Genomic DNA, 13038 nt, shown 5'->3' with positions numbered 1-13038 from the left:
ACCCGATGCCATCGACGGCCGTGCGTTTGGTTTCGTTCGTGAGAAGTGACCGCACTTGTTCGTGAGTTCTGACCGCACTTGAGGGCTGGGACCATGATCAATGTTCGGGAGAGCCGACCGCACCAATTGGGTGGAGGTCGCGGGGTCAGGGGGGCTGGTTTGTCAGTGCTCGGCCCTAGCATGCGGAGCATGAAACGATATGTCGACGAGGACCTGCACGGTGCAGAGTTCCGCGAGTGCGATCTGACCGGGGCACGCCTGATCGGCGTCGTCATGCAGGACGCCGTGATCGACGGGCTTATCACCAACCTCGTGGTGAACGGGGTCGAGGTCACCGAGTACGTCGAGGCAGAGCTCGACCGGCGTAATCCGGTGCGGCTGCTGATCCGCTCCGAGGACCCTGCCGATCTGCGCGAGGCAGCGCGTCAGCTCCATACCCGCTGGTCCGCCACGATCGAGCGAATCCGTCGTACGCCCGGCATCGAGCGCCGCAGCGTGAACGACGAGTGGTCGGCTGTGCAGACGATGCGCCACCTGGTCTTCGTCCACGACTCGTGGTTCCGCCGTTGCTGCCTGGGCTCGACGGAGCTGTTCACGCCGATGGGCATCGGGACGACCGTCGAGCCCTACCGTGGAGCGCACGGGCTTGACCTCTCGCTCGATCCGTCCCTCGACGAGATCGTGAGCGTGCGTGAGGCACAGGCCTCCGAGCTTGAGGCCTGGCTCGACGGGGTCACCGCTGGGCAGCTCGCCGGGCGAGCGCCGGTGCCCGACGACGATGTCTGGCCGCCGTACGCCCGGGGCCGCTCGGTGCGGCGGTGCCTCGGCACGGTGCTCAACGAGACCTTCGAGCACCACGGCTTCTGCGTCCGCGACCTCGACCTGATCGAGGCACAGGACGCTGAGTAGGACCGGCCACGGACTCACGCGGTACTTCTCGAGCATCCGGCGGTACTTGCCTCACATGCCTGATGCTCCGCAGGCACCTTTGATAACGGGCGGCCGCCCGGACGTCAGCGAGCTCGTAGAGGTGCGCTGCCCTGGAGGCCGGCGATGCGGTCCATGAGTGCGGTCGAATCCCACGAACAACGACTTCGCCCAACCATGCCCGCGGTCACAGCCGGCGAACAACCGCGGTCAGGTCACGCGAACGAAACCAGCGGGACGAGCCCACTGCCCAACATGACCACCGAAGCCGATCCGGGCAGCCTACTTGCCTAACGTGACTGACAGCCCCTCAAACAGCTGACCAGAAAGTTCGCTTGAGAACCCAGAAAACAATCGGCCTCGTAGGTGGTGGCGCGGTGCATGTCCTTCATCGCGGTCATCGCCGTTCGGGCGGCCGACATGGACCTGGCCGGGGAACCTGTCCCGCCAGCTTCGGCGCCCGCAGGCAGTAGCTCTCGATGAGCAGCTCGGCGATCTCGTCCCAGTCCGCGTCCGGTTCGATCACCATGCCCACGACCTGCGGGTGCCACCTCGGTTTGTAGAACGGGTGGCCGGTGCCGACGAGCGCGGCGAGCTCGGCACCGTCGGAGCGGAAGGTCAGGACGGTGGCATCCCCGACGAACGGCGCGTCGCGGGTGTAGGCGGGCGGGTACTCGTCGCTGATACCGAGGACGTGGGCGAAGGTCTTCTTGCGGACCAGCCAGCGGGTGCCGACCCAGGCCTGTTCCTCGTAGACGCCGGGGAGTGCGAGGCACAGCGCGCGGAGGCGGTCGAGGACGTCGTCCGGCACGTCGGGGCTGTCCGGCATCGGCGTCTCCCAAAATTGTCGGTGCTCTCGTGCATGATGCCCCGCCATGAGCCTGAACCACGTCGACATCGTCCTGGCGGCTGACCCACTTGCCTGACATGCCTTACCGATCATCAACCGCTGAACAGCCGGAACGCTCAAGACCCTGAGGCAGGCGGCGGAGACCTTCAGTGATGCATCAGCGTCAGGTGGCACTCTCGCTGACTTGATCAACACCTGAGCGAACGCCACTCGATCAACACCTGAGCGAACGCCACTCGCCATGACCTTAGAGCCCGGGTGAGGCACGTGGCGGCCTCTTGGAACGCCACTCGACAGCGGCCGAGATCGGTCCACTTGCCGCACTTGCCTTACAGCGCTGCAGACCACTGACCAGCGAAGTCGCTCGAGAACCCAAGATAACCATCGAGCCGACGAAGGAGGCCCTGCGGCGCCGATCGCCCCGGCAACCCCCCGGCCATCAGCCACAGCCAGCGATCGTCACGGGCTCAACCCGCCATCAAGGCCTCAGCTATGCCTCGGGTGGGGCCAAAACTCACCCGTGATCAAGACCCCCAAGATCGCTAAATGGGGCCAAAACTCGCCGGTAGGTGGAGCCAGCTCTCACCCCTGAAATCAGCACCTTGTGCGGCGCCTCCCACAGTGAGCGCGGCAGTGAGGCCCGCGGCCTTGCCGGGCTCCAGATGGTCGTCTTCGACGAGCCGCCGGCTTACTCAGGTTCCGAGTAGGGCTCTGCTCTCAGCCCGCGACTTCGGCTCGTATCCGGGGCCGTTCGGCGATGAGCTCAACCTTTGGACAGGCTCTCGATGTGCGCAAGTGCCATGTCGATTGCTGTTGCCATCGGTGTGACATCGTGCGCAGTCTGGGCCAGCATGTACCCGCCCTGGAGGGCGGCCATGAGCCCGGTCGCGAGCTGGTCTATCGACGCCTCGGGCGGAAGCGCGCCACCGTCTTGAAGCCGTCGCAACACGCCTGCCAGGAGTTCCTGCCATTCTGTGAACAGTCGAGACAGGGCTTGGCGTGCGAGAGCGTCGTGATCGGAGACCTCGGAGGCCAGCGAGCCGAGCGCACAGCCGTAGGCGCCATGTCGGAGGGCATTGTTCTGGACCAACGCGTCCCGCCAGCGTCGCAGGCCCCGGATCGTCGAGACATGGCCGAGGGCCGCGCGCTCGCGCTCGATGACGCGTTCTCCCACGTGGTCGATGACGGCCCGCACGAGCGCGTCCTTGCCGTCGAAGTGGTGGTACAGCTGCGACTTGCTCACTCCGCTCGCCGCCAGCACGTCATCAAGCGTGGTAGCCCCGACTCCCTTTATGTACATCAGGTCGGTTGCCGCGGCGACGATCCTTGCCCGCGTCTTTGCACCGCGCGCCGTCAGGCGTCGGCCATTGTGCGAGTCGGCGGTCGTCACGGGTTCATGCTACCGATCGGACTACTTGTTCCCGTCCTTGCGGGGCTGTTGTCCTCGGCCGCCGCAAAAGGCGCGAGCGCGAGGTCGAGCGCGGCGTTGAGTGGCCAAGGGTCTTCTGTGATCTGACTCAGGGTGCTGCCTCCATGCAGCGCCGCAAGAATCAGCACCGCGGTCTTCTGGGCGTCGACATCGGCCCTCCGAGTCTGGCCGGAGAAGGAGTGTGTGTCGCCCGTCGCGCCGGACTGCAGCAACCGGTCCACCGTCTCGGCGATGAGCTCGCGCCACCGATCGAGGAAGTCGGCTCGCTCAGGAATATCACCTGTTTGTCTCAGTGCAGACGCGTACGGCGACAGGGGGGTCATGATCTCCTCGACCACCCGGCGGCGCCAGCCGGCCAGCTTCGCCCCGTCAGTGACTCCAGCCAGACATGCGCTCTCGCGGGCCAAGACTTCCGCGAAGTGCGTCCTCATCAATCCCTCCCCGCCAGTCGACACGCTCACGTATCCCGCGATTAATAGGACTTTTTAGTCCACTTTACATCGGCACTTCACTGCCGTCGCACTCCGTTCGGCTAGTACGTGGGCTCGCTCTCACGCGTGCGCCTTGACGATTTGTCGGGACGGGTGCGCCGTCGCCGTGGGCGATCCGTTCGGGGCCTCGGGAACCGCTACCTGCTCACCCTCGCCATCTCGATGCGGGAGCGGAACGCTCGCCACGGCGGTGTGTGCGCGGGCTCAGGGCAGGGTGTGGCCCTCCCGCTCGAGAACGACCGGGAATGAACCGGGATCAGCGTTCGACGGGGCCCGGCTCGAGCGCGGAGGTGTCCAAGTCGCCCTTCCGCAGCCGAAAGACCTGAAGACGCAGGTCGTAGTACCTGTCCGTTTCTCCGACCCACTCCATCCCGATGCGGCGGGCGGCGCGTGTGCCGCGCTCGTTCTTGGGCCGTAGGACGGCGAAGACCTCCTCCTCGCCGTTGCCGAACGCATAGTGTGCCAGGGCATGACCCGCCTCGGCTGCCAAACCCCGGCCCCACGCCCACGGGGCGAGCTGGTAGCCCAACTCCAGGTCGTCGCCCTCCGGCGGCAGCGGAAGAATCTGACCCGAGCCTGCGACGCGCCCGCTCTCGGTCTCCTCGATCACCCACCGACCACTCGGGCGCCCTCCGGATCGCAGAGGTGCGGCGATCCATCCGGTGATCACCGCACGCATCTGGTCGAGGTCGTTGACGTGATCCATCGCGGGGCCGGCCACCGGGAGACCTCAGAGCTGCCGTAGACGTCGAGCGCAGCGGCTGCGTCATCGTGATGCCACGGACGCAGCCGCAACCGGGGCGTGCTGATGGTCGAACCGGCGATAGTGACCTCGTGAGCCAACGCTGCTCCTCGATGCGGGGACGGGGCACGCCCGACGGCGCGCTTAGCGGTTGATAACGCTACGCCGTATTGGACGAAGTCGTCCATCTAGAGTCCGCGCCGGGTGACGTCACAGCGAGCCGGAGACAGCAGACGAAAGAGATGCGGCCTCCTCGGCACTAATCGAAAGAGAGTCAGGGACAGACATGATCTGGGCCAGCCGACAGCGAGGCCCAGAGCGGTCGAGCGCCACGTCCGAAGTGAGGTCGAGGCGCATGGGCGGCGGTACCACCACGTGGTGTCGAACGACCCGCAAGATCGGCCAGCTGAGGTTTCGCCGCCGACACTGATCACCAATCCTCACCAGCAGGAGAGTTGCAGATGGACCCAACCCGCGCACATGAGTTGATCGAGGGTGAGCATGAACGCATCAAGGAACTTCTCGCGTACTCAGCCGGTCAGCGGGCGGCTGACCTGGAGGCGGCCGCCGATGCGAGGACCTCGGTCTTCGATTCGGCGACCCCGCTCGCCCAAGAGCTTCTTGACGATGCTGTAGCCGAGCAACTCAGCGCGCGGTTGGCTGCACTCGATCGGGCCGGCGAGCGTCTGCGGGCCGGTACCCACGGAGTTTCGTTGCTCAGCGGCCGGCCCATCCCGGACGAGCGGCTTGAGGCTGACCCTGCGGCGGAGCTCCTTGTTGATGAGGTCGGGCGGGACGGCATCGCGAAATAGCGCGGTGCTCGCTTCGATTGCCAGCACCTACGCCGGCCCTCCAGGCAACGTCGCTCTCGCGCCACAGGCCCTATCGATCAGCGTGGTAAGAAGCCGAGATCTAGGTGCCCCGAACACCGGTGAACCGCAGATGTCATGCAGGCGAGATTGGATACAGGGAGCTGCCGGATGATGGCGATCGTGGTGACGGATCAGACCACGGCACGGCCGTGATGACGCTGGTCGAGCGGCCCGAGCCGGAGGCGGCGGGGAACGATGTCCTCGTTGAGGTACATGCGTCGGGATTCATCCCCGGCGAGCTGACGTGGCCTGGAACCTGGACCGATCGCCTCGGCCGCGACCGCATGCCGTGGATCCTCGCCCACGAGGTGGCCGGTGTGGTGCGGACCTGGCTCACCGACACCTCCATGGTGCGCAGCTACGTCGACGTGCGCAATCCGAAGCCTCCAGAAACTCCGGGGTGGTTCAGACCAATGGAAAGGCACCGCCCGATGCAGAACGTGACACCAGCGCTTAACCAGGCTCGTCGGGGCAGAACGATCCGGCTGGCATTCTTATCCGCGGTGGTATCCCTGGTGGCCGCGTTTGCCGCGGTGGGGTCGACGATCCCGCTGTTCAACATCTACCGGGCCGAGGACGGGTTCACTAACGCCGGCATCTCCCTGACCGTCGTCGCCTACTCCGCCGCCACCCTCGCCGCATTGTTGGTGCTGGGACGACTGTCCAATCATCTGGGCCGACGCCTCACCTCGATCGCGAGCCTCATCCTGCTCCTGCTGGGCTGCCTGGTACTGCTGAGCGTGCACGACATCGGCATCCTGATCGCCGGTCGGCTCCTGATGGGCCTCGGTGCCGGGCTGGCGGGCAGCAGCCTCACCTCCTACATCGTCGATGCCGCACCGGCCAGGCCGGCCTGGTTGGCCACCGTCGCGTCCAGCCAGACAGTCATGCTCGGCCTCGCCGTCGGCGCCATCGCGTCCGGAGCCCTGGTCCAATTCGGCCCCTGGCCGCGCGAGCTCATCTACCTGGTTGCCGTCGGCTTCCTCCTCCTGTCTGCCGCGCTCGTCGCTGTCAGCCCGGAGACGGCAACTCCGTCACCGGGCGCTTGGTTGTCACTGCGTCCCCAGGTCCGCGTACCGGCCCGGGTAAGGCGTCTGCTCCCCGTCGCGGCAGCGGTGTTCCTGGCCACCTGGGCGACCGGGGCCTTCTACCAAGCCTTCGTGCCGGCGCTCGTTGAAGATCAACTCCACACGCGCAGCCCGCTCGTCCTCGGGCTGGTGTTCGCCGCCTACATGGGTCCCAGTGTTCTCGGTGCTCCTCTCGGCGGCCGGTTCACATCCGCGGCCGCCCAACGCCTCGGCATGATCATCTTCATGGCCGGATGGGTCGGCATCGTCACAGGTATCGCCACCGGCACACTGGTGCTGTTCATGGCCGCAACCATCGTCGCGGGCGCGAGTCAAGGCATCGCCATCAGCGCCGCCACCCGCGGCCTGCTGCACGGCAGCACCCTGGCCGACCGGGCACCGATCTTCAGCGCGATCTACCTGCTCTGCTACAGCAGCGCTGCTATCCCCGCCCTGGTCTCCGGCCGACTTTCCGACACCTTCTCACTGCCGCAGATCGCCCTTGGATACGGCGTACTTGCCCTCGTCGCCACCGTGTTCACTGTCATCGCTGCACGCAACCCGCACCCCGACACGAGCGAGAACAGCCAGCACGGGAGTAATCATGACGAACCTCACCGTCATGCAGACCTCACTCGACCCTGAGCAGGGTGCCGCCGGCCCTCGTCGACGCCCGTCGATCGCCGTGCGGATCGGCGCAATGGGCCAGAACCGGATCGGCGCCCCGCTCCTCCTCGTCCCGACGCTTGCAGCGATCGTTTGGGCCAACGTGTCCCTGGCGTCGTACGAGACGTTCCGGGAGACCCATCTGATGGTCGGTGGAGGCGACCTGCACCTGGACTTCACGCTTCACGCAATGGTGAACACGCGCTGATGGCGGTCCTCTTCACGGTCGGGCTCGAAGTGCGCGAACAGCATCCGCGAATCCATCTCGATCAACGAGCGACTCCAGTCGGCCTACGCCCCGTACGTCGCGTACGTCATCCTTCCGCTGTTCGCCCTCGCCAACGCGGGCGTCGTACTGAGCTCCGAGGTCCTCGCCGGCGCTGCCGGCCCCACCCTGACGTGGGGTATCGTCGTGGGCCTCGTCGCCGGCAAGCTCCTCGGCGTCTTCGGATCGAGCGTCCCCACGCTCTTCATCAACGGCCGCCGGCATGTCGGCCCGTACGACGCGCGATCGCTGCTACGAGCGCTGACGACCGCGACCGACACACCGGTCGCCGAGGAACGGATGCCGTAGTGCCCCAACGATCAACGGCGGGGTACGGCATCCCCGCAACGACCGAGGGCTGTCAGCGGGGCGGTTCGAGCGCAGTGCAACTACACATTTGGAGGAATGAATCGATGAACGGCGAAGAACAGGTGCCGGTAACCGAGGAGCTGATCGACAACGCCGACCAAGGCCGCTTTGAGCTCCATCGCGACGGCGACCTAGTCGGGTGGCTCTACTACACCCACCTGAAGCCCAACCGGTACGCCCTACTGCACACCGAGGTGGAGTCGAGTCATCAGCATCAGGGCGTGGCAGGCGCGATGGTGCGGCGAGTGCTCGACGAGATCCGCGCCCGCGAGGGCACGATCACCGTAATCTGCCCCTTTGTGGCCGACTACCTCTCGCGAACGACCACCTATGCCGATCTGATCGACGCCCGGCATCCTGGCTACTCCGATCGTGCTGCTGCCGAGTCAGCGCGCGCGAAGTCCGGTGGCTGAGACCGCCAGGTCGTGCTCTGCAGAGCCCTCGAACGAGCACTATCGAGGCCTCGCGACTTGGTCGCGCGCCGGCCTGGTTCCTCGGCAGCGTTCTGGGAGATCACCGCAGCGGCGCTCTCATTTTCGCGGCGGTCGTGGTGCTCTCGTTGCTCTGGGCAGTCCGCCGGTCGATCTACCACTCGTTCCGGGACGCCGAGAGGTCAGTCGCCGTCTTAATACAGACGTTGGTCTCGAAATGGGGAATGTCCCGCCGAGCGGACCTCAGGTGCCTCGGGCAAGGTGGCCACTCGCCACCAGCGCCGCGCGGAGCTTCTTCCGGGCGTCGAAGAGCACCTTGTACAGCGCGTTGTGGGTCGAGCCCAGTTCGTCAGCCAGAACATCCATCGGCATGCCGTTGAGGACCGTCGCGACGAACACGATGCGCTGTCGCTCCGACAGATTCTCTTCGACCGCGGTCGAGACCGCCGCCGCGAACTCCCGGACTTGCGCCTCGTCGTCGGGGGCCACGTCGAACCTCGAGGCGATCTTGGACCAATCCTCTTGATCGTAGGGGACCTCCTGGCGACGCCAGAAGTGGCGGTTCATCTTGGTGGCCACGTTGAAGATCACGAATTTGCTCGCCCATGTGGTGAACCGTGCCTCGCCTCGAAATGTGTCCAAACGCTCGGTGATGGCCATCAACGCGTCAGCGGCGGCCTGGCGGGAAATGTCTTCGAGCTCCGGGCCGTCCAGCTTTAGGGTCGGCGCACGCCGACGGGCCTCAGAAATCGCGATGCGAAGCAGCAACGGATAGAGCTCCCTGCACGCCGCCTCTCTGACGGGGCCGGCAGCAGCGAGATCACGCACCCATCGGCGGTTCTCCCGATCAGTTTCTGGGTCGTCCACTGCCTCCTCTTTCGCCAGAGCATCACAACGCCGCGCGCGCTTGTCAGGTCACTCCTCACGCGACACCTGAGCAGTCGAATATTGGACGATTTGGTCCATATATCGCCGTCGACGACAGCCGGTTGTGGTTACGCGGCGTGCACGCCAGGACGTGGACCAGTCCGATCACGTGTTCCCGTACGAGCCGCCCAACCTGGCCGCTTGATCTGGCCATGATCCACGAGGAAGGCGGGACCGCTCGCCGTCCTCGAGTCCTCACGGACGAACGCGGATGATCGTCTTCCCCCTGCGTCGCTCGGTCGGGTTGAGGGCGGCGACGGCATCGTCGAGGGGCGCGACTTGGCCGATGTTCGTCCGCAGTCGTCCGTCACGCACCCGCTGGACGATCTCACTCAGTTGGGCGCGATCGGACTCGACGACGAAGTCGATCGCCAGGCCGTCGTCGGGCCGCGCCTCGGGTGGCCCGACGACGGACACCAGTGTTCCTCCGGCTCGAATCAGGCGTGCGGACCGCCTCTGGATGTCGCCGCCGATGACATCAAAACCCAGATCGACTTCGCCGACGTCTTCCAGCGCGTCGTTCTCGAGGTCGACGAACTCCTGCGCGCCGAAGTCGAGCACCTTCTGACGGTCGGCGGCGCGTCCGGTGCCGATGACGTACGCACCGAACTCACGCGCGAGCTGCGTCGCCATCGTCCCGACTGCGCCGGCCGCGCCGTGGACGAGCACGCTCTGCCCTGCCTGAAGTCGGCCGTGGTCGAACAATCCCTGCCACGCGGTCAGTCCCGAGATCGGCAGGCTCGCGCCCACCGTGAAGTCGACGTCGCCCGGGAGCGGCGCGAGGTTGCGTGCCTCGACGGCCACATACTCCGCCAGGGTGCCGTCGCGATGCCAGTCCGTGAGGCCGAACACCCGCTGTCCCACCGACAGCCCCGTCGTGCCATAGCCGAGGGCGGTGACCACTCCGGCCAGCTCGTGCCCAGGAATCGACGGTGTTCGGTCACGGTCGCGGCGATCGGTCCAGGTCGAGGGCCATTCCATCTCAGTCGGGACGAATCCCGACGCATGAACCTCAACGACGACGTCGTTTATCGCTGCGGGCGGCTCGGGCCGCTCCACCAGCGTCATCCCGGCCGTTCCCGCAGCCTGGTCCGTCACCACGATCGCTTTCATGGGAATCGTCTCCTCGGTCATATGTCTTTTTGATGGAGATGTTGCAGGGACAGAAGCCCGTCCGACATCTCGTGCCAGGGCCATAGAGCGCAGCCGGTCGATCTGGACGGTGCCGGCCGGCCGCGTGCATCGATGGGCGCGTGTCGCTCACGGACGGACGCGCTGATCATCTTGGTGTGGTTACAGACAGTTGTTGTGATGGAACCGGCTGGACACTAGCATAGTGGACGCAATCGTCCAATCTAGTCAGTGCAGCGGCTGTTCGTGGAGGCGTGCCGCCAGCTTGACTTGCCCCTCGTGTCGAGGTGATGCACGCGCCCAGCGAGACCATCGGGCTCCACACACCCTTCCGGGTCTGGCACGGATGCGGTGTGTGGTCAGTTCGCCTAGGAGAGCAGAACGCGCTGTCGTAGCAGGGCGAAGCCGGCGCTGGTATCCGTGCCTTCCGTCGGGCCGTTGCTGTGGGGCAGGGTCAGCCCGGCGACGACGGCCTCTGCGTCCTTGTCCAGGCCGAGAGTGAAGCTGTGCAGGGCAGGCAGGTCATCGGGCGCGTACTGCGCTGATCCACGCGTCAAGGTCATGACCACGACGCTGACACGCTCAGCACCGCCGGCACCAGCCCGGTTGTGACGGGATTGACGGACCCTGGCCTGGTGCCTGGCCTTGTGCGGGGCGTCAGCATCGGCTGCGGCGCTGTGCCCTCGTTGGCCCATTCGGGCAGCGGTGGGGTGACGCTACTTCTGATGGCCGGGGTGGAGGAGCAGCTCGGCCAGTTCCTGGACGCGGGCGCGGGTGATGCCGGTCCGCTGCTCGACGGCGAGGGGATGGCCGGTGGGCTCCAACTCGACGGCCGGGCGTAGTCCGACCGGCCGAGTGTGGAGGTTGGTCTTGAGGTTGAGCGTCGTCGGTTCGTAGGTCGGCAGATCGGAGGAGAGCCAGCCGAAATATGGAGGTTCGGACTCACGGCCCGGGGTTTCCCACAGCTGGCTCATCCGCGCGAAGCTGTCCCGGCTCAGTGAGACCCATACACCCCAGGTGAACGTCTCGGCAGTGTCGATGATGGGGATCTCGATGAGGCTGTGGACGAAGAAGTGCTCTCCTTCGATCACACACTGGTCGGAGGAGAGCACGCTGTCGGACGCGTCGGCCATCTCAGGGGTCCAGTAGGCGGGCGCGGGCATGTGGTAGCTCAGCGGGAGCTCATCATGGTCCCGGCCGCAGCAGGAGCAGGAGAAACCAGAATCAATCGACACGGGCGTCAGCGTAGCGAAGGCGCGGGATCGGGGGAGTCTCCTCTACGCTGTCGGCGACGTGCATGCGGGTTCCGGTGAGCGAGGCCTCGGTTCGCCGGAACGCGAACATTTCGCTCAGGACATGCCGTTTCCCGTACTGCCAGAGACGTTATCGGGAACACGTGCGCCAAGGCCGCTGAGCACGTGGCGGATGGCTACGTCGACTGCCGGCTCACCGATCGGCCGGAGCTGTCCTGCGAGGCGCTTGCAGTTTGTAGAGCGTGCATTTTGCGGGGAAGCGGCGACCTCTGCGGTGACGCCGCTCCCGTCTATTCGGCATGCCGTACTCGCCGTCTGGGCGACAAGGAGATCCCTCGCAATATCTGCGTTGAAGGAAACGCTGAGTATGAGATCTGCCGGAACGGCTGGGGAGTCACGGCGAAGGGCGACGTCTGCGTGGCGGCCACGGCGGTCTACGAGAACTGTCGCGTGCGGTCGGATACTTCCGTGTGCACGGTCAGGCGCACTGGCCATGCGAAGGAAAACTTCGGCTGAGCCGGTCCAGATGGGCGAGGTAGCGCTCGGCGCGACTGGGTGCAGTGCGATCCTCCCAGAACGCTCAATCCCACCAGAATTCCCATGTGTTGAGTTGCATGAGATGTTCGGCGTAAGCGGCCAGGGTGTAGGGCGCCTGCCCCTGCCAGATGTTGTCCGGAGACAGCGCGAAGTGTTCGGCAGCGACATGGAGTGCCTCGTCCAGGGTGGTCGGTGGTGCGGCGACACTCAGGAACAGTTCCGAGAAGCCGGCTCCCACGACTCGTACGCCATAGCGGTCTTCCCAGCCACGTACGACGGCGGCGATCTCGCCGGTGTCGTTGGTGTAGTTCATCGGGCCGCTCCACCCGCAGGCTGACAGTGAGTCGGCTCCGCGTCCGGCAGCCACCAATCCGAGCCGCATAGACGGGTCCCGGGAGACCAGATGGGCGGCGTACTCGCCAGCCAAGACGTCAGGGTCCGCCTGGATCACTCCTGCGGGGGCCAATCCTGGCCACTGTCGGCCGAAAGGCGCAGTCACCGCCAGTCGTTCCGTCTCTGGTAGAGGGTCGCTCTCGGCATCGGATTCCGTGTACTGGCTCCACCATGCGGCCAGCAGCGCGGCGGGATCGTGGAGGTCCGGCGAGGAGATCAAGCTCAGATACAGCTCACCTGACTCCCACGGCCTGAGTGCTCCAGCGTTGTAGTCATCAGACAACGAGCTCAGCATGAGCGGCCACAACCCCGAGCGTTGATGCTCGGTGTGCAACTGCGTCCACAGGTCGCTCGACGCCGGTTCTTCGGTTATCCACAACGCCGGCTCACCTTTGCCTTCGTCGGAAAGGATGATCCTCCCGGGAGGCAGGGCCACGGACAGGGTTCGACCCTTGCCCATCTCTTCGCCGAAGAGGTCGCCGAGACCATCCTGCAGGGGCACGCTGTTGCTCACGCGGGCACCTTAGGACATCGCCGCACGAATCACATCAAAAGAGTCCTGAGTCATAAGCGCCTTGGGCTGTGGCGAGTCGCGGTCCCGTTGGGGGACCACCGCCCGGTGGCGGTCTTCACGGCTGGCAAGCCGGCGGCGAGAACGTATCAGGTCCCTCGGAAGCATCGGCCGCCG

Annotated in this window: 15 protein-coding genes; 6 read left to right on the top strand and 9 right to left on the bottom strand. The window is 65.8% G+C overall.

The genetic code is table 11. The features are described from left to right. Nucleotides 1-189 precede the first annotated feature (189 nt). Nucleotides 190-909 carry a DinB family protein gene (locus tag AB0B72_RS25080; protein WP_367741369.1) on the top strand — a complete coding sequence of 240 codons (720 nt, stop codon included), beginning with the start codon at nucleotides 190-192 and terminating at the stop codon, nucleotides 907-909. 415 nt (nucleotides 910-1324) lie between these two features. Here AB0B72_RS25080 and AB0B72_RS25075 read toward each other — a convergent pair whose 3' ends face one another. The 4 genes from AB0B72_RS25075 to AB0B72_RS25060 form a co-directional block, all read right to left on the bottom strand. Continuing rightward, the gene (locus tag AB0B72_RS25075) at nucleotides 1325-1756 is read right to left on the bottom strand and encodes an MmcQ/YjbR family DNA-binding protein (protein ID WP_367741367.1); all 432 of its coding nucleotides are present in this window, start codon (nucleotides 1754-1756) and stop codon (nucleotides 1325-1327) included. Nucleotides 1757-2540: 784 nt separating this feature from the next. Further along, the gene (locus AB0B72_RS25070; RefSeq protein ID WP_367741366.1) at nucleotides 2541-3167 is read right to left on the bottom strand and encodes a TetR/AcrR family transcriptional regulator; all 627 of its coding nucleotides are present in this window, start codon (nucleotides 3165-3167) and stop codon (nucleotides 2541-2543) included. Continuing rightward, nucleotides 3164-3637 (bottom strand): hypothetical protein, encoded by a 474-nt coding sequence (locus AB0B72_RS25065; RefSeq protein ID WP_367741365.1) that lies wholly within the window; start codon nucleotides 3635-3637, stop codon nucleotides 3164-3166. Before AB0B72_RS25065 ends, AB0B72_RS25070 begins: the two co-directional genes overlap by 4 nt. Before the next feature lie 316 nt (nucleotides 3638-3953). Beyond that, nucleotides 3954-4418, bottom strand: coding sequence for a GNAT family N-acetyltransferase (locus AB0B72_RS25060; protein WP_367741364.1), 465 nt, complete (start codon nucleotides 4416-4418; stop codon nucleotides 3954-3956). A 482-nt stretch (nucleotides 4419-4900) separates the two neighbouring features. On the opposite strand from AB0B72_RS25060, the gene AB0B72_RS25055 reads away from it, so the two are divergent. From AB0B72_RS25055 to AB0B72_RS25035, 5 genes are all read left to right on the top strand, one after another. Next, nucleotides 4901-5251 (top strand): hypothetical protein, encoded by a 351-nt coding sequence (locus AB0B72_RS25055; protein WP_367741363.1) that lies wholly within the window; start codon nucleotides 4901-4903, stop codon nucleotides 5249-5251. Between the two features lie 212 nt (nucleotides 5252-5463). After that, nucleotides 5464-7023 carry an MFS transporter gene (locus AB0B72_RS25050; protein ID WP_367741392.1) on the top strand — a complete coding sequence of 520 codons (1560 nt, stop codon included), beginning with the start codon at nucleotides 5464-5466 and terminating at the stop codon, nucleotides 7021-7023. Then, entirely contained in the window at nucleotides 6983-7252 is a 270-nt protein-coding gene (locus AB0B72_RS25045) for a hypothetical protein (RefSeq protein ID WP_367741362.1), read from the top strand. The genes AB0B72_RS25050 and AB0B72_RS25045 overlap by 41 nt, the downstream gene beginning before the upstream one ends. 42 nt (nucleotides 7253-7294) lie before the next feature. Continuing rightward, a complete protein-coding gene (locus AB0B72_RS25040; protein ID WP_367741391.1) occupies nucleotides 7295-7618 on the top strand; it encodes a Na+/H+ antiporter NhaA in 324 nt (107 codons plus the stop codon). Further along, a complete protein-coding gene (locus AB0B72_RS25035) occupies nucleotides 7618-8091 on the top strand; it encodes a GNAT family N-acetyltransferase (protein WP_367741361.1) in 474 nt (157 codons plus the stop codon). Before AB0B72_RS25040 ends, AB0B72_RS25035 begins: the two co-directional genes overlap by 1 nt. Before the next feature lie 261 nt (nucleotides 8092-8352). Here AB0B72_RS25035 and AB0B72_RS25030 read toward each other — a convergent pair whose 3' ends face one another. The 5 genes from AB0B72_RS25030 to AB0B72_RS25010 all read right to left on the bottom strand — a co-directional run bounded on the left by AB0B72_RS25030 (nucleotide 8353) and on the right by AB0B72_RS25010 (nucleotide 12864). Next, the gene (locus AB0B72_RS25030) at nucleotides 8353-8976 is read right to left on the bottom strand and encodes a sigma-70 family RNA polymerase sigma factor (RefSeq protein ID WP_367741360.1); all 624 of its coding nucleotides are present in this window, start codon (nucleotides 8974-8976) and stop codon (nucleotides 8353-8355) included. A 255-nt stretch (nucleotides 8977-9231) separates the two neighbouring features. After that, nucleotides 9232-10149: an NADP-dependent oxidoreductase gene (locus AB0B72_RS25025; protein ID WP_367741359.1), complete on the bottom strand. Its 918-nt coding sequence runs from the start codon at nucleotides 10147-10149 to the stop codon at nucleotides 9232-9234. 386 nt (nucleotides 10150-10535) lie between these two features. After that, nucleotides 10536-10730: a hypothetical protein gene (locus AB0B72_RS25020; protein ID WP_367741393.1), complete on the bottom strand. Its 195-nt coding sequence runs from the start codon at nucleotides 10728-10730 to the stop codon at nucleotides 10536-10538. 153 nt (nucleotides 10731-10883) lie between these two features. Further along, a complete protein-coding gene (locus AB0B72_RS25015) occupies nucleotides 10884-11402 on the bottom strand; it encodes a DUF2199 domain-containing protein (protein WP_367741358.1) in 519 nt (172 codons plus the stop codon). A 598-nt stretch (nucleotides 11403-12000) separates the two neighbouring features. Then, a complete protein-coding gene (locus tag AB0B72_RS25010; RefSeq protein WP_367741357.1) occupies nucleotides 12001-12864 on the bottom strand; it encodes a DUF4253 domain-containing protein in 864 nt (287 codons plus the stop codon). Nucleotides 12865-13038 lie beyond the last annotated feature (174 nt).

Source organism: Microbispora sp. NPDC049125, from assembly GCF_040802045.1.
Lineage (GTDB): Bacteria > Actinomycetota > Actinomycetes > Streptosporangiales > Streptosporangiaceae > Microbispora.
Note: the sequence above shows the minus strand (reverse complement) of the source record. Positions and strands in the feature narration are given on the sequence as shown.